24 protein-coding genes are annotated in these 24,073 nt (G+C 40.0%); 12 read left to right on the plus strand and 12 right to left on the minus strand.

The window, feature by feature from the left end:
- Positions 1-7 precede the first annotated feature (7 nt).
- Both C7B62_RS01880 and C7B62_RS01885 read left to right on the plus strand, forming a co-directional pair.
- The gene (locus C7B62_RS01880; RefSeq protein WP_106232911.1) at positions 8-196 is read left to right on the plus strand and encodes a type II toxin-antitoxin system HicA family toxin; all 189 of its coding nucleotides are present in this window, start codon (positions 8-10) and stop codon (positions 194-196) included.
- On the plus strand, positions 193-405 hold the full coding sequence (locus tag C7B62_RS01885; protein ID WP_106232912.1) for a type II toxin-antitoxin system HicB family antitoxin: 213 nt from the start codon (positions 193-195) through the stop codon (positions 403-405). The genes C7B62_RS01880 and C7B62_RS01885 overlap by 4 nt, the downstream gene beginning before the upstream one ends.
- A 173-nt stretch (positions 406-578) precedes the next feature.
- On the opposite strand, the gene C7B62_RS01890 is transcribed toward C7B62_RS01885, so the two are convergent.
- From C7B62_RS01890 to C7B62_RS01900, 3 genes are all read right to left on the minus strand, one after another.
- Complete coding sequence (locus C7B62_RS01890) at positions 579-791, minus strand: NblA/ycf18 family protein (RefSeq protein WP_106232913.1); 213 nt, start codon at positions 789-791, stop codon at positions 579-581.
- A gap of 95 nt (positions 792-886) precedes the next feature.
- Positions 887-3,493, minus strand: coding sequence for a CHAT domain-containing protein (locus tag C7B62_RS01895; protein WP_106232914.1), 2,607 nt, complete (start codon positions 3,491-3,493; stop codon positions 887-889).
- A gap of 111 nt (positions 3,494-3,604) precedes the next feature.
- Positions 3,605-4,831, minus strand: a complete 1,227-nt coding sequence (locus tag C7B62_RS01900) for a methionine gamma-lyase family protein (protein WP_106232915.1) — start codon at positions 4,829-4,831, stop codon at positions 3,605-3,607.
- 234 nt (positions 4,832-5,065) lie between these two features.
- Between C7B62_RS01900 and C7B62_RS01905 the strand changes: the two genes are divergently transcribed.
- A complete protein-coding gene (locus C7B62_RS01905; protein ID WP_106232916.1) occupies positions 5,066-5,899 on the plus strand; it encodes a fatty acid desaturase in 834 nt (277 codons plus the stop codon).
- Between the two features lie 5 nt (positions 5,900-5,904).
- Here the strand turns inward: C7B62_RS01905 and C7B62_RS01910 are convergent, their stop codons facing one another.
- From C7B62_RS01910 to C7B62_RS01920, 3 genes are all read right to left on the minus strand, one after another.
- Positions 5,905-6,249, minus strand: a complete 345-nt coding sequence (locus C7B62_RS01910; protein WP_106232917.1) for an STAS domain-containing protein — start codon at positions 6,247-6,249, stop codon at positions 5,905-5,907.
- Between the two features lie 125 nt (positions 6,250-6,374).
- Positions 6,375-6,977: an ATP-binding protein gene (locus C7B62_RS01915; RefSeq protein ID WP_106232918.1), complete on the minus strand. Its 603-nt coding sequence runs from the start codon at positions 6,975-6,977 to the stop codon at positions 6,375-6,377.
- A gap of 18 nt (positions 6,978-6,995) precedes the next feature.
- Positions 6,996-8,720, minus strand: coding sequence for a SpoIIE family protein phosphatase (locus C7B62_RS01920; RefSeq protein WP_106232919.1), 1,725 nt, complete (start codon positions 8,718-8,720; stop codon positions 6,996-6,998).
- Between the two features lie 319 nt (positions 8,721-9,039).
- Between C7B62_RS01920 and C7B62_RS01925 the strand changes: the two genes are divergently transcribed.
- Positions 9,040-11,538, plus strand: coding sequence for a diguanylate cyclase domain-containing protein (locus C7B62_RS01925; RefSeq protein WP_233219767.1), 2,499 nt, complete (start codon positions 9,040-9,042; stop codon positions 11,536-11,538).
- 36 nt (positions 11,539-11,574) lie between these two features.
- Positions 11,575-12,237 carry a class I SAM-dependent methyltransferase gene (locus C7B62_RS01930; RefSeq protein ID WP_106232921.1) on the plus strand — a complete coding sequence of 221 codons (663 nt, stop codon included), beginning with the start codon at positions 11,575-11,577 and terminating at the stop codon, positions 12,235-12,237.
- Between the two features lie 74 nt (positions 12,238-12,311).
- On the opposite strand, the gene C7B62_RS01935 is transcribed toward C7B62_RS01930, so the two are convergent.
- Together C7B62_RS01935 and C7B62_RS01940 are read right to left on the minus strand one after the other, a co-directional pair.
- Complete coding sequence (locus C7B62_RS01935; RefSeq protein ID WP_233219769.1) at positions 12,312-12,890, minus strand: biopolymer transporter ExbD; 579 nt, start codon at positions 12,888-12,890, stop codon at positions 12,312-12,314.
- A 53-nt stretch (positions 12,891-12,943) separates the two neighbouring features.
- On the minus strand, positions 12,944-13,645 hold the full coding sequence (locus C7B62_RS01940; RefSeq protein ID WP_106232923.1) for a MotA/TolQ/ExbB proton channel family protein: 702 nt from the start codon (positions 13,643-13,645) through the stop codon (positions 12,944-12,946).
- Positions 13,646-13,899: 254 nt separating this feature from the next.
- Here C7B62_RS01940 and C7B62_RS01945 point away from each other — a divergent pair, with 254 nt between their 5' ends.
- Entirely contained in the window at positions 13,900-15,171 is a 1,272-nt protein-coding gene (locus C7B62_RS01945; protein WP_106232924.1) for a serpin family protein, read from the plus strand.
- A 16-nt stretch (positions 15,172-15,187) separates the two neighbouring features.
- On the opposite strand, the gene hisH is transcribed toward C7B62_RS01945, so the two are convergent.
- A complete protein-coding gene (hisH, locus tag C7B62_RS01950) occupies positions 15,188-15,820 on the minus strand; it encodes an imidazole glycerol phosphate synthase subunit HisH (protein ID WP_106232925.1) in 633 nt (210 codons plus the stop codon).
- A 197-nt stretch (positions 15,821-16,017) separates the two neighbouring features.
- On the opposite strand from hisH, the gene C7B62_RS01955 reads away from it, so the two are divergent.
- Positions 16,018-16,413: a hypothetical protein gene (locus C7B62_RS01955; protein WP_106232926.1), complete on the plus strand. Its 396-nt coding sequence runs from the start codon at positions 16,018-16,020 to the stop codon at positions 16,411-16,413.
- A gap of 54 nt (positions 16,414-16,467) precedes the next feature.
- Here the strand turns inward: C7B62_RS01955 and C7B62_RS01960 are convergent, their stop codons facing one another.
- The 3 genes from C7B62_RS01960 to C7B62_RS01970 all read right to left on the minus strand — a co-directional run bounded on the left by C7B62_RS01960 (position 16,468) and on the right by C7B62_RS01970 (position 20,078).
- Positions 16,468-17,325 (minus strand): nucleotidyltransferase domain-containing protein, encoded by an 858-nt coding sequence (locus C7B62_RS01960; RefSeq protein WP_106232927.1) that lies wholly within the window; start codon positions 17,323-17,325, stop codon positions 16,468-16,470.
- Positions 17,326-17,361: 36 nt separating this feature from the next.
- Positions 17,362-19,656 carry a 1,4-alpha-glucan branching enzyme gene (glgB, locus tag C7B62_RS01965; protein WP_106232928.1) on the minus strand — a complete coding sequence of 765 codons (2,295 nt, stop codon included), beginning with the start codon at positions 19,654-19,656 and terminating at the stop codon, positions 17,362-17,364.
- 182 nt (positions 19,657-19,838) lie between these two features.
- Complete coding sequence (locus C7B62_RS01970) at positions 19,839-20,078, minus strand: hypothetical protein (RefSeq protein WP_233219770.1); 240 nt, start codon at positions 20,076-20,078, stop codon at positions 19,839-19,841.
- Here C7B62_RS01970 and C7B62_RS26005 point away from each other — a divergent pair.
- The 5 genes from C7B62_RS26005 (at position 20,072) to pheS (ending at position 24,073) form a co-directional block, all read left to right on the plus strand.
- Positions 20,072-20,236, plus strand: coding sequence for a hypothetical protein (locus C7B62_RS26005; protein ID WP_199194033.1), 165 nt, complete (start codon positions 20,072-20,074; stop codon positions 20,234-20,236). The two genes, C7B62_RS01970 and C7B62_RS26005, sit on opposite strands and share 7 nt — an antisense overlap.
- A gap of 102 nt (positions 20,237-20,338) precedes the next feature.
- Positions 20,339-21,202: a M48 family metallopeptidase gene (locus C7B62_RS01975; protein ID WP_106232929.1), complete on the plus strand. Its 864-nt coding sequence runs from the start codon at positions 20,339-20,341 to the stop codon at positions 21,200-21,202.
- A gap of 129 nt (positions 21,203-21,331) precedes the next feature.
- Positions 21,332-21,616, plus strand: coding sequence for a DUF427 domain-containing protein (locus C7B62_RS01980; RefSeq protein WP_106232930.1), 285 nt, complete (start codon positions 21,332-21,334; stop codon positions 21,614-21,616).
- A gap of 173 nt (positions 21,617-21,789) precedes the next feature.
- Complete coding sequence (locus C7B62_RS01985) at positions 21,790-22,941, plus strand: quinone-dependent dihydroorotate dehydrogenase (RefSeq protein WP_106232931.1); 1,152 nt, start codon at positions 21,790-21,792, stop codon at positions 22,939-22,941.
- Between the two features lie 139 nt (positions 22,942-23,080).
- Positions 23,081-24,073 carry a phenylalanine--tRNA ligase subunit alpha gene (pheS, locus tag C7B62_RS01990; RefSeq protein WP_106232932.1) on the plus strand — a complete coding sequence of 331 codons (993 nt, stop codon included), beginning with the start codon at positions 23,081-23,083 and terminating at the stop codon, positions 24,071-24,073.

The raw sequence follows: 24,073 nt of genomic DNA on the forward strand, positions 1-24,073 counted from the left end.
GTAGTTAATGAAAGTAAAAGAGATAATTAAGCTAGTTGAACAAGATGGCTGGTATTTAGCTAGAACCAAAGGTAGTCATCGCCAATACAAACATCAAATTAAAATGGGTTTAGTGACAATTCCAGGTAAATTAAGTGATGAACTAGCTTCTGGAACGTTAAATAGTATTCTGAAGCAAGCAGGTTTAAAACAATGAAATATTTAACATTGATTGAAAAGACAGGTACTGGTTATTCTGCCTACTCTCCAGATCTAGCAGGATGTGTATCTACGGGATCAACAATTGAAGAAGTCACTGCCAATATGGAAGAAGCAATTCAGTTTCATCTTGAAGGCTTGAAACTAGAAGGCTATGAAATTCCCGAGCCAAAAACCACTTCTATATATATCGAAGCTTTAGTTTAGATCGATCAAAGCGATCGCCGATATGGCAAGAGGCGCAATTGCTCAGATGTAATTAACTTTCATTAGCATAGTTTAGTTAAGCAAGGAAGCAGATTAATTTCTAAAACCCAGGTAGCTAACCTTTTCCCTACACCCCTGCCCAAACTATTGTATATTTAATTACACTTACCTACTTAAGTTGTATTTTTGTCGGTATGCCCAGGTAAAGTATTTCCAAACCATACTTTAGCCAACAGGGCTTTATAGTGAGTCTCCTTGATCATCATCTGTCCATAAAGGTAAATCAGATATTCTAGGGCTTGTTCACGAGTCATGTTCTCAACACCGTCGGCAAAGGAACGGAGATGAAATTCTTGTTCCAAAGACAATTTGATTGGTTCGTTCACTTATTTATTGTCCTTACGTAGTTTTGCTAAATCTATACGTATGACAGCAAAAAAATAAGCATTATATTATTGATTATCTATAGCTATTGAATTTGTTAAAGCCAATTGCCCAACAGCACATAAGGTGCCCAGTAAAACGGGTGTTTATACCAGCGACTGTGTAATAGCTTTAGCTGAGCTTGTCGTACTGCTTCAGCTTTAGGTACTTGAGCTAATAATTCCTGATAAAAACTACTCATAAGTTTAGCAGTAGCTTGGTCATTAACTGACCAGAGAGTAGCCAAAGTGCTTTTTGCTCCTGCCCTAACTGCCATTCCCGCCATTCCTAGTGCTGCTCGATTATCCCCCGTTGCTGTTTCACAGGCGCTTAAGACTAGTAACTCGATCGCTTTGGTTAAATCGCCACTCCTAGCCTTGAGGATACTGTCTAACTCGTTGATGTTAATCCGCTCATCCCAAGCCAGGAGAAAAGTATCTTCTAGGGAAGAACTAAACTGTCCGTGGGTAGCAATATGGATAAGAGGATAATCTGAGTATTGAATTTCTTGTTTGAGTGCTTCACTAGTGAAGTCTTGATTGACTAAAACTCGACTATCAATTCGCGATGCAATCTCCTTAAGCTCTGAGGTGACATATTCTAATCCCGCAAAATCATCAACTTTCTCGGTCAAACCCGCAATGAGAGTTTTGAGCTTTACTTGTGTTAAGGAACGAGGATTAAGTAACTGTAGTCCTGGAGTCAGGGCAATGCTATAGTCTTCAATCAGATAATGTTGACCGTCAAACAGGGCGCTAAAAGGAATGTTGGCGAATGCACCATCGGGAATAATGACTAAAGTTTTGATCGAATTTTTGCTTAAACCATCAACAGCAGGACGAATCACTAAGTCGTATAGTTTTTGTGCTGAACGAGAAAAATTACGCCGACTACGAATGACTAGATGGTGACGAAACTGTTCAATAACTTGCTCAAGCTGTGCTTGCGAGATTTTCTGGCTGTAGTGTTGGAGGGGTTGATTTGGTAAACTGAGAATAACTTCTAGGCGATCGCTTAAAATAATGGGATAAATTACTGCTGCGTGGGGATCTAAACGATCAATATCAATCTCTTGAGCGTCTAAACAGGCTTCGCGAAAAAAGTGATTCAGTTCCGCAAGCTGGAGAGATTCCATCACTTTTCGAGCTTTTTCTAGACTTGACTGAGCAATAGTTTCTCCTGCATCACTTTCTAGTAATAAGCTAACTAGCCCTCGATAAACAGGTTCGACACTATTGCGAAAAGAAGACTGTACATCAGGGTTGATCGCGACTAAATCGCGACTCAAAGACTTAAGTAATTCTACTGCCTGAGTATAATTAGCGATCGCCTGATCGGACTCGCCTAAAGCCTGATTAATTCTGCCTAGCTGCCATTGCCAAAGATAGCTTACTTCGGGCGCATTAATACCTTGAGCGAGAATTAGAGCTGCTTGAGTATACTGCTGGGCGTTTGACCAATCTGTTAATTTTTCTCTAATTTGTCCTCGCAATCCTAAACCATAAGACTGAGCCTGGGGATAGGAGATTGTCTTGGCTTGCTCGATTGTTGCTGCTAAAAATTGCTCAATGTCTGCTACCTGACTCTGCTTGAGCCCCCAGTTGTAAGTTAGTTGAACCAGTTCAAGCCAACTATGAGCAAAATTGAGGCGACGGTCAATATTAGTTCGATTAACTGTTAATCTAGCCAACTCTGCCTTAATTTGAGTAACTAAAGCCCAACTTTGCTGCCCAGGAAGACGGGGAACGCTTGACCTAGTATTTAATTGAGCAAGATAAATCTGAAGAGGTAAATCAGTCTGCCAGCAATTATCTTGCTGTTGACAAGTTGCTAATCCTTGCTGAAAAAGCTTTAAAGCTTTTTCAGGCTGATGAGTTTTGTAAGTATTGCCCAGTAATAGTAAAATTTTGCTCTGTTCGTCCGTAGAATCTAAACGAGTGGCAATAGTTAAGCTCGATCTTAAAACTTCTCGCGCTCCCTTGATTTCTCCTACTAGTCGCAGGATATCGCCATAGCTTCTTAGTCCTGCTACCTTAAGTTCGGAGTCAGACTGTTGTTCTAAAACGTTTGATACCTCGGTTAGACTGTTCAGGGCGCGTCGATATAATCCCAACTGTTTAAAAGCACTTGCCTGATTAATTGAAGTGCGAATTACACCTGATTCATCTCCAACCTGCTGATAATTTGTCTGAGCTTGTTGCCAAGTTGCGATCGCTTGTTCTGCTTCTCCCTGACTTAGCTGTAAAATCCCTTGATTGTTTAATACCTGTGCTATCGCCCGAACTTTTTTAGTTTCGCTTAAGTTAGGGTCATTATGCAGTAACTTTAAACTTGCGTTAATATTTGCAGTTGCCTGTGACCAATTATTCAACTGGCTTTGAGCTAGTGCTAAATGGCTCATAACCCTGGCACGACCTAAAGAATCTTGTGGGTCATATATTTCTATTGCCTGCTGCCACAAATCTGCTGCCTGTTTAAATTGAGAGATTGAATAAAAATATTTTCCCTGAGTTTCAAGTTGGGCAGCACTTTTAGTTGCTACTATCTGTTGCTCGGTGGGGACTGTCGCAAAAACCGCAACAAGCTTATTAGGCAAGAAACTCATCGACAACCCAACTATTGCTACAAACAGCAACAAGTAACTTCGACGAAGTTTAAAAGGCATAGAAACACCAACTAAAGATTCATAATTACTGATAGAATGCCCATTTCCTAATTTGCAGTTAGCATTGATAACTATCCGCAGTCAACGGTTTGATTGAAAAAATAGATCATTTCAGTTGAAAACTGCTGTAATTGCTGCTTCAAGAGCGATCGCAATATGTGTCCAGTGAGTTCCCCCCTGACAGAAGACAATATAGGGTTCTCGCAAAGGGCCATCGGCAGAGAATTCGGAGGTACTACCGTCAATAAATGTGCCTCCTGCCATCACTAATTGACTGGCATATCCAGGCATTTCTCCAGGAATGGGTTCAACATAGGAATCGACGGGAGAATGTTGTTGAATCGCCCGACAAAAAGCAATCAGCTTCTCGGCTGATCCTAGCTGTACTGCCTGAATCAGATCGCGACGGGGTTCTAGCGGTAAAGGATTAACCCGATAGCCTAGCTGTTCAAAAACATAGGCGATGAGATGACTTCCCTTAATAGCTTCTCCGACCATTTGGGGTGCGAGAAACAATCCCTGAAACAGCAGACGATTTTGGTCAAAAGTTGCGCCACCACTGCTGCCAATTCCAGGTGCGGTTAAGCGACAGGCTGCCATTTCAACTAATTCTTTTTTCCCCGCAATGTATCCCCCTGCCGTCACAATTGTTCCCCCAGGATTCTTAATCAAAGAACCCGCCATTAAATCTACTCCAACTGCTGTTGGTTCAAGGTCAGAGACAAATTCGCCATAGCAGTTATCGACAAAACAAACCGTATTTGGATTTTGCTGTTTAACGGACTCAACAATTCTTTGGATCTCTGAAATTGATAAACTTTGTCGCCAGGAATAACCGCAAGATCTCTGGATTAACACTAGACGAGTCTTCTTGGTAACGGCGGTATTCAACCCCGACCAGTCAATTGTGCCTTGTTCGGTCAATTCAAGCTGACGATAATCAATTTGCCAGTCTTTTAAAGACCCCTGATGCTGACCTCGTAAGCCAATTACTTCCTCTAGAGTGTCGTAGGGTGCGCCAGCCACGGCTAACATCTCATCCCCTGGTCGCAATACGCCATATAAACCACAGGCGATCGCCTGAGTTCCTGAAACGAACTGTACCCGTACCGCAGCCGCTTCCGCCTCCATGACTTGAGCAAAAACTCGATCTAAGGTTTCCCGTCCCAAATCGTTATGTCCATAGCCACTAACGCTAGCAAAATGCTGCACTCCCAAGCGATGATCGCGCAAAGCAATTAAAACTTTTTTGAGATTTTGCTTGACCTGAGCGTCAATTTTCGAAAAAATCGGTATTAGTGCTTTTTCTGCTTCTAACAGCAGGCGATCGCTTTTCATGATTTTTAATGGAGTGCTGAGATTAATCTTCCGTCATCTATTGAGTCATGCTTTTGCAGTTTATCTTGGTAGGGACACATTCTAATTATTAATCTGAAACGAATTTCCTGACTGAGTATTTTGAGCATAAAAACCAACAGCATTTATTTCTGTTGTGTTGCAGGTGCTACTGGTTAGATGATGTATTAAATTACACCATCAATAATTATATAGAGTTGAGATTTAGGTTTATAAATGACAATTGTGACATCCAAAAATATTCCTCCTGCTTGGGGAACAATTATTTACCTGGCTATAATTCATTTTGTAGCTTTATTTGCGATATTGCCCAGCAATTTTAGCTGGGGTGCGTTGGGGGTAGCGTTTATCCTATACGTAATTACCGCAGGAGTGGGTATTACTCTGGGATTCCATCGTCTCGTCGCTCATCGTAGCTATCAAGTTCCTCAACTACTGGAGTATTGTTTGATTTTTTGTGGCACTTTAGCTGGTCAAGGAGGCCCTTTGGATTGGATTGGACTGCATCGGATTCATCATCAATATTCCGATTTAGAATCCGATCCCCATAATTCTTTGAAAGGCTTTTTTTGGAGTCATCTCGGCTGGATGCTTTGTCAAAACCCTGCTAACGAGAAAATTGCTCGTTATACCAAGGATATTTCAGGCGATCGCTTTTATCAATTTTGTCAGCATGGTATGATTCCTATCCAGCTTGTTTTAGCGGGAAGTTTATATTATTTTGGCGGTCTACCCTGGGTAATTTGGGGCGTTTTTGTCAGGCTGGTAGTGGTGTTTCACTGTACTTGGTTTGTCAATAGCGCAACTCATAAATTTGGCTATAAAAGCTATGAATCTGACGACACATCCCTCAACTGTTGGTGGGTAGCACTGCTTACTTTTGGTGAAGGTTGGCATAATAATCATCATGCTTTTCAATATTCTGCTCGTCATGGTCTAGAGTGGTGGGAAATTGACCTAACTTGGATGATGATTAAAACTTTATCTTTTTTAGGACTGGCGACTAACGTTAAGCTGCCACCAAACAAGGGTAAACGAGTGACTAGCTAATGCCTTTAGTGCAATTCTAATTGCAATGAAGGCATTAGCCGTTGTAAGTTCTTGAGTGACTTACTCTGCCAAGGATTTTTTTTAGCGCCAATGATCATCATTTGAATATTTTGGCGCTTGCGCACATTAATTACGAATCTGGATAGAATGCTGATCCCCGAACTATTGAGAAAATTGAGTTGGGTTAGATCTAAAACGATTTGCTGAGGTTCTTGTTGAGCAACTTTATTGAGTAGCTCAGAAATTAAAGCATATTCGCCACTACCGTTGAGTCTTAGAGAACCGTCAAAAGTAATTTGGTGGGATGTTTGATCGTAGATGACGCTGTAGTTTTTACTTCTTATCTCCATAAATCGTCTCTAAAAAAGTTTTGGCCGTAGTGACTCAATCAGTGGTGTCTCAAAATTAGCTTTAGCTATAGTCAAAAAAAGCAATTTTTCAAGGTTCAGCTATCTTAACCTCGAAACCATCTAAATCAAATTAATAGCTGTACCATAGTTGTCACGTTGATGGCATAAGAATGATTGACTAATGGCTCAAAATGCCAGCCAATCCTAGCATCATAGTCGTGAAGCATAGTTAGCAAACCCAAGTTTGAGAATTTCTGGTTTTCTTCGAGGGCATTGTGTTCTAATTGCGCCAGATACATTTCACTGGGATTGCCATCCAGCAGTTTGTTAATTTGTTGCTGAAAATGCTTGGTTTGCTTAATAGTAATGCTATTTTTCAGCTGTAAAATAATAATATTAGGAATTAGCTGAATTTGAATGCTGATGGGAAAAGAAGCTGCTTTAATACAGTACTTCATGCCGTTTTCTAACAATTCATTGGCGATGTAGCTCACTGCACTTTTGACCTCGTCTTGCTTGGCAAGATCTGGCTGTTGATCGTTCTCACCCAAAAAAAAAGTACTGAGGTAATTGGCTAAAAAATCTGCTGACAGACAGTTATTGCGCCATCGCTGCTGTAGAGGAATCGAACCAGGAGAAAAGCTGAGAATCAAATATTCTGTACTAGGAGGCAAATTTTGCCGAAAGTCCCCCATGATTTGCTCAAAAGCAAAGTTGCTGGTATTCATAGAAACTAGTTATTGATCTTATTTTCGTTTCAAAACCACTAGGGTAATATCATCGTAAACTTGCTCAATGCCAATATGCGATCGCAAATCCTGAATTACCGCCTGGCGAATATCTTGGGCTGATTGTTGCCAATTTTGCTGCACTACAGCAGATAATTGTTCTAAACCATAATGGATTCCCTGAGAGTTTTCCGCCTCCGTGATACCATCGGTATATAGTATGGCTACGTCTGATTTGCCCAGGGGAATTTTTGTTTCAAAGACAAAATCGGCAATACTTTCTGCTAAACCAAGGGGAAATCCTAAATCCACCGTATCAATTCTTTCGATCTTGCCTTGGCGGCTCAGCAGAATTTCTTCGTGTTGACCGCTAATACTGAGAACACCTTCGTAATAATCGACTAGAGATAAAGAAATATTTTTATCAGAGTTTAAACGCTGTACATTTTTATAAATTGTGCGATTAAGTACCTCAAATAAACGTTTGGGATCGGTTTCATTATTTTCAATCAGAGTGCGAATTGCCGTCTGCACCATCAACATCAAGACACCACTTTCTAAACCATGTCCTGAAACATCACCAATACCAATAATAATTCTGCCTTGATGCTGCACCACATCATAGTAGTCTCCGCCAATTTCAGCAGCAGCTTCGCTAAATCCCGCAATTTCTAGCGCCTCGATCTGCTGTAGCTCTTTTTCCTTGGGTAACAACATTTTTTGCAGTTTTTGATTGACTTCCAACTCACTACTAAGACGAGTATTTTCTACCTGCAAGCAATTATTAAACTGACTAATTTTTTGATTAGCTTGAGCTAACTGCTGTACGTAGATTGATTCTAAGTCTCGCCATTTTTTTTGTTCTAAACAAGCTCCCAGCCTAGCTTTTAATAATATGGAGTTAAAAGGTTTGGTTAAGTAGTCTTCAGCTCCCATTTCGATACATTTAACGACGCTATCGATTTGCTCTAGCGCTGAAATCATAATGGTGGGAATATGTTTCCAAGGACTATTACGAATCCATTTTAAAACCTGATAACCATCTATTTCGGGCATGATAATATCCAGCAGAATCAGATCGAAAGCTCCTGTTTGAATCATCTCGATGGCTTGCTTACCATCTTGTGCTGTTGCAGCCTGGTAACCTTCAGCCTGAACCTGTTGAGCTAATATTTCTCGATTCATGGCGCTGTCATCAACTACCAAAATCATCTGACCTTTGCTAGCTTTGGCTAATTGATGGTCAGCCAAAGAAAAGTTGTCTAGCAGGGGATTGGTATCGATATCTAGAACAATATCCTCGAAAAACTCTTCTGAAGCAACAACCTCTATTAGTCCTGAGATCTCCTGTAAAAGTAGGTTAGCTGCACGATTAATCTGCTCTATCTCCAGCATAAAATTTTGGTCTACTTGTGGAATCAATTGCTGACACCGAGCAATTACCAATTGAGTTGTTTTCTCCCACTGACTCTTTAATTGAGGATTATTAATCATTGCCTGTAAACTCTGCCAATCTCCAGTTAAAATAGCGGGATCAAGCACAATGTTAACTGAAGTCAATAATTCTCTGCCAGAGGCGCGAATTTGCTCTAGTTCCTGAAGATAAGTCACATCTTGATGTTTATTTTCGGCAATGGCGGCGATGATCATGTCGCTATAGCCAATAATCCTGTTGATCGCTAGGCTTAATTCTTGGCGAAGTTGGAATAGCCGAGATAAGTGTGATTTACTGTCGGTAAGCATAAAATAAATGTCAGCCTGACTAAAGCTCAAATGGGGATGCAAGATTGTTATTTACCTATATTGCCCAGATCTTATCCAAAATGTTGACAATTAGCTTTATTTAAGCGAAGACGGTACTAGATTTTAATCCGAGTCACCGTCGTTTAGCAATTTAACTTTTAAGTTCTAGCTTATGAATAATAGACAATTAAATTAGAATAGATATTTTAGTGTGATTTTATTTTACTTTCAGTCCAGCAATGTCTTTGAATTTAATTGGGTTGCCAAAATATAAAATAAGCGTTAGCTAATAGTTATAGTTGATTAGATGTTTTACGAAATGCAGTTCAAAGTAGGAAAAGTAGCCCAGTTAAAAGCAGCTACTTTATCCTCGTCTAGCCTCACAATCAACAAATTACGTGAGGCAAAAATTATTTTTGACGCTCATAATAACTGTTTGTTTTTAAATCAAGCAGCGGAACAAATATTTCGCGATCGCTCTAATGTTTCTTTACTAGGAGATTGGATTCGAGATAAAGTTCAAGCTGGGTTGACTCAACCAATAGTCTGTAAGCTACAAAAGCTTCCTTTGAAACTAGCTGCGACTGATGAATCTGAATTGCAAGTAGCCGTTATTCTGCAACAGCAAAAGGAATCTGATACATTTTGGCAAGAATTAAATCAACATAAGTCTTTAGCTATTCGTGAGCCAAAAATTAAACCTAACCATCTTGATGAAAATGGAACATTGTCTTTAAAATCTGCTAATCAAACTATTAGCTATGACCGCTTAACTGGACTCCCTAATCATGATTTATTGTTGGAGCATATTGAACAAGAAATTAGATTTTGCCAGAGCAAACCAGACTATAATTTTGCGGTTTTGTTTGTTGATGTTAATCGTTTTAAAGTAATTAATAGTAGTTTGGGGAGAATTATTGGCGATCGCCTGTTAATTGCGATCGCACAACGGCTCAAAATTTGTTTGCGAACGCAGGATTTTATTGCTCGCATGGGTAATGATGAATTTGTTATTTTATTAAGCAATGTTGAACATTTAAACTATGCTACTAATGTTGCTAATAGGATCTATCATGAGCTATCAGTAACCTTTAATTTAGGGGGATATGAAGTCTTTATTGAAGCTAATATTGGGATTGCGGTGGGCGATCGCGAATACAATCGAGCAGAAAATTTACTCCGAGATGCAGAATTAGCTCTATCTAATGCTAAAAGACAAAATAGACTTCCTTATGAAATTTTTAGTCAATCTATGCGAGGTAAAGCTCTAACTTTATTGCAGTTAGAAAATGACCTTAGAGGTGCGATCAAAAGAGAAGAATTTATTCTGCACTACCAACCAATTATTTCTTTAGTTAGCAATAAAATCAAAGGATTTGAAGTATTAGTTCGTTGGCAACATCCCCAAAAAGGTTTGGTTTCTCCTGGAGAATTTATTCCCCTAGCAGAAGATACAGGATTAATCATTCCTTTAGGATTTTGGGTTTTAAAAGAAGCCTGCTTACAAATGTATAATTGGCAACAGCAGTTTAATGGTTTAAGTGAATGGAAGATAAGCGTTAATATTGCTAGTAAACAGTTGGCAATGCCAAATTTTGTAGCTGAAGTAGAGAAAATTTTAGTAGAAACTAAGTTAAATCCTCATAATTTAAAACTAGAGATTACTGAAAGTTCTTTAGTTGAAGATACACAACAAACTATCGCTATTCTTAAGCAACTTAAAGCTTCAGGGATTGAATTTTCTTTAGATGATTTTGGTACGGGTTATTCATCATTAAGCTATTTACATCAATTCCCCTTTGATACCCTCAAAATTGATCGTTCTTTTGTTAATAGTATTGGTGATAATATTGAAAAATTAGGCATTGTTAGAGCCATCGTCACCTTGGCGCGTAATTTAGGGATGGACACGATTGCTGAAGGGATTGAAACCGTCAATCAGCTAACTAGATTAAAGGCTCTTAAATGCGAATATGGTCAGGGTTACTATCTGTCTAAACCTCTGGATAAAATGGTTTTAGAAAATTTGATTGCAGCAGATTTAGCTAAACCATTGAAACTCGAATCGGCAGGTTATCGCTCCTTAATGGATGATGAATTAGCCAGGGAACAACTATTATTTCAAATTGAACAACTGCGCCATGAATTAAACGAAGTTAAATTAGAAAAAAACGATCTAGAAATTGTCTTAGAAAATGCCACCGAACATGCCGATTTAGTGGAATCTCAGCTACATAATGAAATTTGCGATCGCCAAAAAGCACAGGCCGCTCTTAGTCTAGCTAATCGAGAATTAGAACAGCTTAGTGTGCTGGATTGTTTAACCCAGGTAGCTAATCGTCGTCGGTTTAATGATTATTTAATTCAAAAGTGGCAAGAGCTTTCCCAGCAAGAAAGTGATCTCTCTCTAATTCTTTGCGATATTGATTACTTCAAACTTTATAATGATACCTATGGTCATCTTGTCGGCGACTACTGTTTACAGCAGGTAGCTTTAGCAATTGAATGCGTCATGGAATCAATTCCTGGTTTAGTTGCTCGTTATGGTGGTGAAGAATTTGGGATCATCTTACCGAATATTGATGCGCTCCAAGCATTAAAAATTGCTAATAAAATTGCGGTTAACGTCAAAAATCTGCACGTTACCCACCAAGAATCTATAGTTAGTAACTATGTCACCATTAGTTTAGGAGTTCATAGCCTAATTCCTTCCTCAGAATCAACTCCTGAATTACTCATTGCTTTAGCAGACAAGGGACTATATCAAGCAAAAGCGACAGGTAGAAATCGGGCTTGTTTATATATGGAAGACCTATGAAAACTCAGATAATCTTGGTAGTTCTCAAGAAAAAATATGAGTAAAGAAAGTTTTGGGGTAGATAATCGACTATATGAATACTTACTCTCCGTATCCCTAAGAGAACACGAGGTACTGGCTAAATTACGTCAAGAAACTAGCCAACATTCCGCTAGCATTATGCAAATATCTGCCGATCAGGGGCAGTTTATGGCATTGCTAGTCAAGCTGCTGGGGGCTAAGAAAACTTTGGATATTGGTGTGTTTACAGGCTATAGCTCTTTAGTGGTGGCGCTGGCGCTACCTGAATCGGGAACAGTAATCGCTTGCGATCGCGACCCCCAATGTACCAAAATTGCTCGTCGTTATTGGGAATTAGCAGGAGTAGCCCATAAAGTCGATCTACGTCTTGCACCAGCTTTAGACACCCTCGATCAATTGATTGCCGATGGTGAATCTGGCAGTTTTGACTTTGCCTTTATTGATGCTGATAAACTTAACTACTCTAACTATTATGAACGGGCTTTAACTCTCTTGCGTCCTGGAGGAATAGTGGCGATTGACAATGTTCTTTGGTTTGGTGGCGTTGTCGATCCTGATGATACAGATAAAAGAACGGTTGCCATTCGGGAATTTAATCAAAAACTCCATCAAGACAACCGAGTAGAAATTTGTATGTTAGCGATCGCCGATGGTTTAACCCTGGCGCTTAAGCATTAATTTTCTGAGCTGTAGGAGCGAACGCCCTAAAGGATTAGCTTCGCGTCGCTGTTCGCCCCTACAGAATATGCCATTTATGGTAATGGTGGACTAGGAGGATTAGGAGAATTAGAAAAAGGATCGATGCTGTTGGGCAAGCCAGGCAAAGCGCTAGGTAGAGCAGGATTCACTCCTGGAGTTGCAGGAACTTGTGCTGGTTGAGAACCTTCTGGTAGAGTAGCCAACGCCACGCGATCGCCTCCCACTTCCCGCAGAATATCTAAAACTTCGACCACTTCTCTGTAGGTTGAGTTTTTAGCGGCATACAAAGTCATCAAACCATCAGGATTAGCCTGTTGATATTTCTTAATTTCCCATTTCAAATCGCTGCGACTAACTAAATTCTTATCAACGTATAGCTGACCAATATCATCAATAGTTACAATCAAAATATTTTGCAACTGTGGCGTGCCAGTTTTTGCTTGAGGCAAATCGAGGCTGATTGCTTGTTGACGAGAAAAATTAACCGCAGCTAAGACAAAAAAGATCAAAATACAAAAAATAACGTCAATTAGAGGCAAGATTTCAATATGCGCTCCACTTTGGTGGCTGTCATCCTGCCACAGATTCATGGATTTAATTGGCTTAGGCTGGTACTTTCGTTTACGACTCATGTAATTAATTACTGATTATTTGCGAAGCTGATCCTTTAGGACTAATTACTTGTTCACTGCTTAGGTGGTTTAATCTCGACAAAGGAATATTGATCGTTGCTGACAATACTAGTAGGTTCTTCTTCTGATTCTAATTGTGACCAGCGATCGCGATACATAACTTCGAGACGACTACCAGTGCGACGCAAAATTCTCACTTGATTTGCCCAAAAAGCCTGAAACATTCGATAAAAACTGAGACTAACAATGGCGACTAATAAACCTGCTGCCGTAGAGATCAATGATTCACCAATACCCAAAGTTACTCCAGAAGAATCTGCTGTACCCAAGTCACTAATTTTAATAGAACTTAAGGCTTGAATCAGACCCCAAACTGTTCCAAATAATCCTAATAAAGGAGAAAGAGCAATAATTGCCTCTAATATTTTGTCTCCCTTACGCATCCTCGCTACTTGTTCTTCAGCAGCGGATTCTAGAGCGAGATGAAACATGTCTGGATCGGGGTTGGATAGCCGAAAAGGTGAATAAACGAAATTTCCTAAAGGGTGATTAATATGTTCTTGAGCAATTTTACCTACTAAATTCCAGTTACGTTCGGCAGCTTCCATGATTTGATTAAAAATTTTCTTCTCTTGGAAAACGACTCGTGACCAAAACCAAAGCCGTTCGAGGATGGTTGCAATCGATAGTACTGAAAGAAGCAGCAGGGGATACATAGAAATACCACCCTTGTCAATAATTTCTAAAAAATTCATTTTACGCCAATTACCTCTTAATATAATTTTTAATTAAAATTACTTGAACAGTTTAAACAGTTTAGGCTATTCCAGTTTAAGTCCATAAATACAAATAACACAGGTTATCTGTAAATCTTGGTTATCTAAAATTTTTCTAACATGGGTTTTGATTGATGTCTATAGCCAAGGAATTTAGTATTTTACCTCAACAACTTAATATATTTTTCGCGTCTTAAACTACTATAATCTGCACTGTTAACAACTAATTACTCATGAACCGTAATACTCTTTGGGGAACTTTCGCTGTTATTTTACTACTTGGTTTGGCGGTATTAGTATCTAAGCAAGAAGCAAGTTCGATTAGTCCTCTTAATCAATCAGCTACTGCACCTAAGCTAATGGTTAGCCAATCAGATCAGCTAAATCAGTTAGTAAACGCCAATAATCACTTTGGCTTTGCTTTATTTGCTCAACTACAACCACAAAAATCTCAGCCTCAAAATATATTTATTTCACCTCAAAGTATAGCGATCGCACTTGCCATGACACGCAATGGTACGGGCAGAACAACTCAAGCAGAAATGACCCAAGTTCTGGGATTAGAGCAATTTGACGCAGCAACAGTAAATGCTAGCTACGCTGAGTTAATTAAAACTTTAAACAGTGCCGATGGTGATCTAGAATTGGCGATCGCCAATTCTTTATGGGTCAATCAAAATATTAGTTTAAAACAGCAGTTTATTAAAACTACTCAAGACTTTTATCAGGGATCATTAACTAACCTAGACTTTAGCAACCCCTCCGCTAAGAATAAGATCAATCAATGGGTAGCTAGCAAAACCGCCAACCAAATTCCTGAGATTGTTGATTCCATTTCTCCTGAAGACGCTCTTTATTTAATCAACGCGATCTACTTTAAAGGAAACTGGACAAATAAGTTCGATCCTAACGCTACTACAGAACAACCTTTTTATCTGGATTCTAATCAAACAAAACCCGTAGCCATGATGAGTCAGACAGGAGACTATCGCTACTATGAAAATGAGCAGTTCCAAGCAATTCGTCTACCCTATGGCAAACAGGGTCAACTAGGAATGTATATTTTTCTACCCCAAAAAAATAGTAGTTTAAAGCAATTCAATCAGCAGTTAAATTTAGCTAATTGGCAAGAATGGTTAAAACAAATGCGATCGCAATCAGGCAATATTTCTCTGCCAAAGTTTAAGCTGGAATATGACACAGAGTTAAAAGATGTCCTGTCATCTTTGGGGATGCAGCAGGCATTTAATTTTGCTCAAGCAGACTTTTCTGCCATGACGGATAGTGCTGTAGCGATTAATACGGTCAAACATAAGGCAGTAATTGAGGTTAACGAAGAGGGGACCGAAGCTGCGGGAGTTACCTCTACTGGTATCCGCATTACTTCAATACCTCAACAACCCTTTAACATGAACATCGATCGCCCTTTTTTCTGCGCCATCGGCGATGATAGTACAGAAACGCTACTTTTTATGGGTAATGTTGTCAACCCTCAACAGAATTAGTTTTGAGCAACATCCCTTAACTTTTTTGATTTTGCACTAGGCTGACAAAGTTAGCCAGAATCTTTAAACCATTTTCCGAAGACTTTTCTGGATGAAACTGAACTGCCATAAGATTATCATGGGCGATCGCTGCTGTTACCGTTTGTGAACCATGAGTCACCATCGCCGAATTAAATTGAGACTCTTGGGGGTCGGCATAAAACGAGTTGACAAAATAAACATAAGGATCTTGGGGCAAATCTTGCCAAAGCTGATGATCGGGTTGGTTAAACTTAAGTTGATTCCAACCAATCTGCGGAATCGTAATTCCAGGCTCGTTTTTAAAGCGACGCACCATACCAGGAACAATCCCCAATCCTCGTTCAGTTCCTTCAGCCGATCCTTCAAACAAAAGCTGTAGTCCTACACAAATACCTAAAAACGGTTTCCCGCTAGCAACGACTTGCTTAATTGTCTCTTCCAAATTACGCTCTCTAATATTTCTCATGGCAGGATCGAATGCTCCCACTCCTGGTAAAACAACGGCATCCGCAGCCAAAATATCGACCGCAGCATTAGTTATGTGAGGCACTGCACCAGCCTTCTCCAAACCTTTGCAAGCAGAATGCAGATTTCCCGTATCGTAGTCAATCACAGCCAAATTAACCATTTTCTACCGTCACCATTTCACCATTGAATACTCTCTATATCATTATTTTAAACAACTTTGGTCACAGCCTTGTTGTTCTACCCATACCATTGAATTTAATCTCTACCAATATTTTCAATTATGTAACTAGGCGGTGTGATCTTGCCCTGTCTGTAGTAGCTTAAAACTTATAGCTAATTACTTATGGCTCAAGAATAATGAAACCAACTTTTAAAAATACGTTAGCATGGGAACAAGCTCAGGTGTTGATGCAGCCAGCTATGCTCAGGGTTGTAGACAATATTCGTAAGGAAATCGAAAATTCTCATTGGAAAGGAACATATAAGGAAGTTACAGCACCTATTCCTGGTTATCATCTTTGTCTTACTTCCGCTAATTATCAAATAGAAATTGATATTTGGGAACTTTGTTACAAAGTTTGTTTTCAAGAATATGAGCCAATTCAACACATATTTAGTCAAGAGAATGAAGCTGCTTATCCCGTCGAAATAGACACTCGTCTTTTAGATGATTTAGGAGAGATAGACTGGCAGTTATTAGAATCTAAAGCACAACAGTCTGTTAGAAAAGTTTTTAGTACTTTACCTGAATAATAAATTCTTATTCAGGAGAAAAAGCAATGAGTCGTCAAGTGAACATCCTAGAATTTACACGGCTAACCGACGATTACCATACCATTGGCTTAAATCCTGCTCAATTCTATCCAGAATAGCGATCGCATCTATGATTGATTTTGCCTCAACTGATAACAAAGCAAACACGTTCTCAATCCGTTCTTGATAGTTTTTTGGGCAAAGCGCAAAGCTTTTGGCAATTGCCACTGCGCCTTTCTCATTCAATAGGTACTCTTCATTAAGGGCAAATAATACTTGATTCATACAAGCCACACTACGAAAACAACAACCTGCTGCATAGGCAACATCACCGCGTATAACTGCCTTTCGGGCAATAGATAATGAAAAACTAATTTCCCAAGCAAACTTATTAATCGTGGCTTGTTTAAGCTCAATCGGGTAGGGTTTTGTTTTAGCCTTGAGAGTGTCTAAAAAGCGATCGGGATCGTGAAGTGGTAGACAAATGGCAACCTCACCCATATAAATCGAGGAGACAAAGCCATGAGGATGTCCAGGTTGATAATCAATCGTAATTTTTCCTGCTTGACAATCATCAATTACACAGCTAACCTGAGCCAAATCTCGGTAGAGCAAATCTACAGATACACCTTCTACTTTTAGCCAACCACCACCATTGATCCATCTTCCCCATTCACCAATTGAAGTGATTAAATTGGCGCGGTGGTGATCGTCAAGTTCAGAGGCAAGGTGATTTAGAGCGATCAGATCAAATGAACTTTCTGATTCGTAATAAATTCCTATATCCACATCTGACTTCTGGGTATAGTTGCCTCTTGCCCTTGAACCTCCTAAAGCGATCGCAGAAATTCCTTGAATTGAGCGCAAACGAGCTACAAGGTGTTCGATCAATTGAGACAGTTGCTCATTCATATTGACTCCATTTTCAGCATAAACAAGGTAGTCTAATTAATTTCCTTGCAAAGCTGCCTGAGTTTTCTTGCGGTCTAGCTTCAGCATCAAAACACCCAGAGGAGGCAAACAGAGATCTAACGAAAAAGGCATATTGTGGCAAGACCAGTCATCTGTCCATTTACCGCCATAGTTACCCATATTGCTACCGCCATACTTACCAGCATCGCTATTAAATATTTCGGTATAAAAACCCTTTTCAGGAACACCAATGCGGTAGTGACTATGGGGTTGAGGAGTGAAATTGCAGACGGCAACTATAAATTCATTAGCATCTTGACCACGACGAATAAATGCCACGACGCTATGACGATTATCACTACAGTCGATCCATTGAAAACCTGCTTCCTCGAAATCTTGACTATATAGTGCAGGCTCGCTCTTATAGATTCTATTCAGGTCAGCAAAAAACTGCTTCAAAGCTTTATGACGATGATAGTTTAGTAAATCCCATTCTAAATCTATCCAAACATTCCATTCACTCCACTGGGCAAATTCCATGCTCATAAACATAGTCTTCTTGCCAGGATGGGTAAACATATAACCAAATAGACAACGCACATTAGCAAATTTCTGCCATTCGTCTCCAGGCATCTTACCAATGATATTGCTCTTCCCGTGAACAATCTCATCATGAGATAGAGCAAGCATGTAGTTTTCGCTATGGTGATACCACATACTAAAAGTTAGATTGTTCTGATGAAATTGGCGAAACCAAGGATCCATGTTGAAATAATCCAACATATCGTGCATCCAGCCCATATTCCACTTCATGTTAAAGCCTAAGCCACCAGTATAGGTAGGCCAAGAAACCATTGGCCAGGAAGTCGATTCTTCAGCAATGGACAATATTCCAGGATAATAACTAAACAAGAGGCTGTTGACTTGACGTAAGAAATTTGCAGCTTCGATGTTTTCACAACCACCATATTCGTTGGCAATCCACTCTCCATCTTTACGACAGTAGTTAAGGTAAAGCATCGAGGCTACAGCATCAACTCTAATGCCATCGATATGATATTTATCGAACCAGAAAAGAGCGTTTGCTACTAGAAAGTTACGTACTTCGTTGCGATGGTAGTTAAAAACAAGAGTTCCCCATTCTTTGTGTTCACCCTTGCGCGGATCGCTATGTTCGTAGAGGTGAGTTCCATCAAAAAAGGCTAAACCGTGACCATCTTTGGGGAAATGACCAGGAACCCAGTCAACAATTACGCCAATGCCATTGTTATGACACTGATCGACTAAGTACATGAAATCTTCAGGGTTGCCAAAGCGAGAAGTTGGAGCATAGTATCCTGTTACTTGATATCCCCATGAACCATCAAAAGGATGTTCGGCAACAGGTAGCACTTCAATATGGGTATAGCCTAATTCTTTGACGTAAGGAATCAGCTTATCTACTAATTCGTAATAGCTTAGAAAACGTGCCTTCGGTTTCCATTCGGACACAACCACTGGTTCGCCCGCTCCAGAAAGTAGCTTGGTTGGTTCATCTACCGAACCGTGCATCCAAGAGCCTAAATGCAGTTCATAGATTGAGATTGGTTGTTCTAAAGGAGTACTGCGACGACGTTTTTCCATCCATTCGGCATCGTTCCATTGATAGCTGTCAAGATTAGCCACAATTGAGGCTGTTTTAGGTCTAACTTCTTGCTGAAAACCATAAGGGTCGGATTTTTCATAGATATGCCCTTCCCAGTTTTTTACCTCATATTTATAAGCAGCACCATAAGTTATTTCAGGCACAAATAATTCCCAAATGCCGCTATTGCCTTTGCGCATCTGGTGCTTTCTACCATCCCAGCTATTAAAATCGCCTAATACAGAGACATTGCGAGCATTAGGAGCCCAAAGAGCAAAATATACCCCAGTAACACCGTCTATTTTGGCAGTGTGTGCGCCCAATTTCTCGTAAATACGATGATGATTTCCTTCCGCAAAAAGATGAATATCAAGCTCTGTCAGCCTAGGTGAATCAAAGGCGTAGGGATCGTAAATAACTCTTTCGCTATCTCCTTCTTTGATCCGTAATTGGTAGTTAGCCAGCTCAGGATTTTTGACTACACAAACAAAAAAATGAGGGTTATGCATTGGTTGCATGGGATACTCGGTTCTTTCTTCGGGGCAAACTACCCAGGCAGCAGAAGCATCGGGAAGATAGGCACGAATTACCCAGCTTTGAACTTTTCCGTTCTCTTTATAAGGATGGCGACCCAATACCTCAAAAGGATTATGGTGAAGATTATGAACGATCTGATTGACTTGTTCGGGAGCAATGGTAAGAGACATCAAAGTATCAATATCAGGGGTGTATATTTATGTGGTCAGTTTGTTAAAAGAGATGCTGAACAGGCATTAATTAAAGCCAGTCAGAAAATTAAAGTGGTAGTTTTATTTATAGCGTTTGTATGAATACTTTAACTAGTTTTAAGCACAATACAAATAAATTCTTATTTTTTAGCCAAAATACTTTAATAGAAAGGAATTATAGTTTTAATCAGTTTTCTAATTTGTAGCAAAAAGATAAGTTGCTGGATATCTCCCTTGATTTCTGGCTGAAAACGCGCTTCTGTTAGCTCTGCCTCTAGTTCCTCGTATTCACTAGCTGACAAAGGCTTTCCATCTACAGGCGATCGCCCGCCCAAAATGACCTCGGTACGCAAAATTTCTTCGGGAACATCATGTGCAGGAGGCAGAGCTAAACATGGCAACGGTTGAAGGCAAGTCAGTAAAAGGATTACTAGAGCTGGTTTACCTAAAGAAAAAATCTTCAAATTATGCTGATGTCTATCTTTTAAAATATCAAATTCAATTATTCTGGTTATTTCCATACAGTCAAGCGATCGCTCGCTCCAACAATAATTATTGAGGATCAAATCAAGCAAAAATATCTCGAAAATACTAAGATCTAAAGTACCACAGCTAGTTGTATTGGAAAGTTAGCTACTGTCCTAATTGTTAGATCTTACTCATGAATTTATCAAAACAAGCTTTAATTGGTCTAAAAGCCGATCGCTTTCGTCATCCCCTCGATTTACAGGCTACTAATACCCTGAAGCAGCTACCAGGGATAGATATCGCAATTCGGAGTGTTTTGGGTTCGGTAGCGGAACAATTTTTCTATCTCAATAATATTGCCTCAAGTGTTTTAGTCAGTGAAAAACAGCTACCTCACCTGCATAAATTATTAATTGAAGCCTGTGAGATCCTCGATCTAGAACCACCCCAGCTTTATATACAGCAAAATCCGACTCCCAACGCCTACACCTTCGCCATGAGGGGGAAACAGCCTTTTGTGGTGCTGCATACATCCTTAATTGAAATGCTCACTCCTGAAGAAATCCAGGCGGTGATTGCTCACGAATTAGGACATTTGAAGTGCGAACATGGAGTTTATTTAACCATGGCAAATCTAGTAGTATTAGCCGCTAATCTGCTGCCACCTTGGGGAACAGTGTTGGCTCAGTCATTACAGGATCAAATGCTGCAATGGGTTCGCTGTGCTGAATTTAGTTGCGATCGCGCAGCACTACTAGCTATTCAAGATCCCAAAGTAGTCATGTCTGTTTTAATGAAGTTGGCAGGTGGATCGCCAACTCTCGCACCCCAGTTGAATCTTGATGCCTTTATCGAACAGGCTAAGGCCTACGATTCTATAGGTACAGATAGTTTGGGGGAAATGCTTCAGGCTGCCCAAACGGCGCAATTAACTCATCCTGTTCCCGTGATTCGCGCTAGGGAAATCGAACGCTGGGGGAGTTCTGCTGAATATCAGTCTATTTTAGATAAACGTCAATTAGGTACAGAGCAAAAATTAGGCTGGAGTAACTGGTAAACGAGCTTTGCTTTTAGCTATAAGCTATAAGTTATAAGCTTTTAAAAGTAAATTTGGTGGCTGGTAGCTGGTCATCATAAAATTAATTTTGTTGGTAATTGTTTAAATAAAGAGTTGAAATCAAAAAAAATGCCAAAAGCAATTTGGAATGGTCAAGTTTTAGCCCAAAGCGATCGCACAGAAGTAGTAGAAGGAAATCAATATTTTCCCCCAGATTCAATTAATCAAGAGTTTTTTAAAGCTAGTTCAACCCATACTAGCTGTCCGTGGAAGGGTCAAGCAAGCTACTATACGTTGGTAGTTGATGGCAAAGAAAACCCCGATGCTGCCTGGTATTATCCTGAAACTAAAGAAAAAGCCAATAATATTAAAGGGTACGTAGCTTTTTGGAAAGGAGTTAAAGTAGAAGCCTAAGCCTAAAGCGATCGCAACTTCCTAAATATATCAAATCATTAATTCCCTAATTCAATGTAGGTATTATTAGACAACCATCAGGTTTTAATCTTGATGGTTGTGATTATTTTGATCGCTATTTTAAACTGAAAGCTTAAAGCTTAGAGCTAATTAATTTGTTAGTTAAAAACACAATGCTCAACTTCACCAAACCTTTTTATCCTTTGCTTTTGGCTACTGTTAAAAGCGATCCTGAGACGGCTCATCGTCAGATGCTGAAAACATTGAATAACCTAGAAGTTAACCGTCATTCTGTGTGGGGTAGTTTGGCAATTAGACAATTAGAAAAATCTTTTTGTGTTCAAGATAATCGTCTACAACAAACTCTCTGGGGATTAGATTTTAACAATCCTCTGGGGCTGGCAGCAGGTTTTGATAAAGACGGCACAGCAGCAGGAATGTGGAGTAGCTTTGGTTTTGGTTTTGCCGAATTGGGTGCTGTCACTCTCCACTCTCAACCAGGAAATCCTCGCCCACGTATGTTTCGTCTCCCAGAAGACCAAGCGGCACTTAATCGCATGGGTGCAAATAATCTCGGTGCAGCAGTGATGGCGGATACTTTAAGACAAACTTGGAACAGACAACCCCGCAGTATACCGATTGGGATTAATTTGTGTAAATCAAAAATCGCAGCTTTAAATGAGGCAGCAGCAGATTATGTGGGCAGCTTTAAATATTTACAGGATGTGGCAGATTACTTTGTAATTAATGTCAGTTCACCTAATACGCCAGGATTGCGATCGCTCCAGTCAGGTGAACAGTTAGAACCAATCTTAGCGGGTTTACAGCAGTCCAACACCCAGCAAAAGCCGATTCTAATCAAAATTGCTCCAGATCTTGAGTGGAATGACATCAAAGATATTCTGGACTTAGCGACTAACTACAATCTTGCTGGGGTGATTGCTACCAATACCACAATCCGCCGTGATGGTTTGAATACCAAGATTTTAAAAGAGACAGGCAAGAGTATCCAAGATGAAGCGGGTGGTATTAGTGGTTTGCCAGTAAAACAACGCTCGACTGAAGTAATCCGTTTTATCTATCAAGAAACAGCAGGAAAGCTACCCATAATTGGCGTTGGTGGCATTTTTAATGCTGATGATGCCTGGGCGAAAATTATTGCTGGGGCGAGTATCCTCCAGATTTATACAGGATGGGTATATGAAGGCCCTTGGATGGTTAACCAGGTGCTATCGGGTTTGTTATCTAAACTAGACGAACAAGGTTTAGATTATCTTGGGGATGCGGTAGGCTTAGAGCATAAAGCAGCTTCGCTCCAGCGATAAGATCGATTTAACAAAGTATTAAACTCGGCTGTAGGCTTACATTGAGCAATATTTCTTAATCTCTTTGCGTCTTTGCCCCTCTGCGCGAGATAATTACTTGTAGTCTCAACCTTTACTTCGACTGAATTAATTATCCTGAATGACTTCGATCCTCGAACAACTAACCGAATTAAATACCGTCGCTGTCAAGGCGATCGCTTCTAGCAATAGCTTAGATGACCTCGAACAGCTAAGACTTAAGTATTTGGGTAAAAAAGGCGAACTATCGCAAATTTTGCGCGGGATGGGTAAATTATCTCCAGAAGAAAGACCTGTGGTTGGTTCTCAGGCTAACGTAGTTAAGGAAGAAGTGCAAACCAGTCTCGAACAGCGTAAACACAACCTCCTGCAAGCACAGATAGAGGCGCAAATTAAGGCAGAAAGCATCGATGTGACTATGCCTGGGGTAAATCGTCCTTTGGGGCGCATTCACCCCCTTAACGGTGTAGTAGATCGAGTGCTAGATATCTTTGTGGGGTTGGGCTATACCGTGGCCACAGGACCACAAATAGAGACGGATTATTACAATTTTGAGGCGCTCAACACTCCTGCGGATCATCCCGCCAGAGACATGCAGGATACTTTTTATTTGCCTGGGGGAAATTTATTACGCACCCATACTTCCTCAGTACAAATTCGCTACATGGAAAATCATCAGCCACCGATTAGAATTATTGCTCCTGGTCGGGTATATCGTCGAGATACTGTGGATGCCACCCATTCTGCGGTGTTTAATCAGGTAGAAATTTTGGCGATTGACCGAGGCTTAAAATTTACTGACCTGAAAGGCACGATTAAAGTATTTCTCCAGCAAATGTTTGGCGACGATTTACCCGTACAATTTCGCACTAGTTATTTTCCTTTTACCGAACCTTCAGCAGAGGTAGATGTGCAGTGGCGAGGACAATGGTTAGAGGTTATGGGTTGTGGAATGGTTGACCCCAACGTTTTAGAAGCCGTCGGTTACGATCCTGAAATCTATACAGGTTTTGCAGCAGGTTTTGGGGTGGAAAGATTTGCCATGGTATTACATCAAATTGACGATATTCGCCGTTTATACAATAGCGATCTGCGTTTCCTTAATCAATTTTAA

Origin of the sequence: Pleurocapsa sp. CCALA 161 (assembly GCF_003003995.1) — a bacterium.
In the GTDB taxonomy this organism is placed as follows: domain Bacteria; phylum Cyanobacteriota; class Cyanobacteriia; order Cyanobacteriales; family Xenococcaceae; genus Waterburya.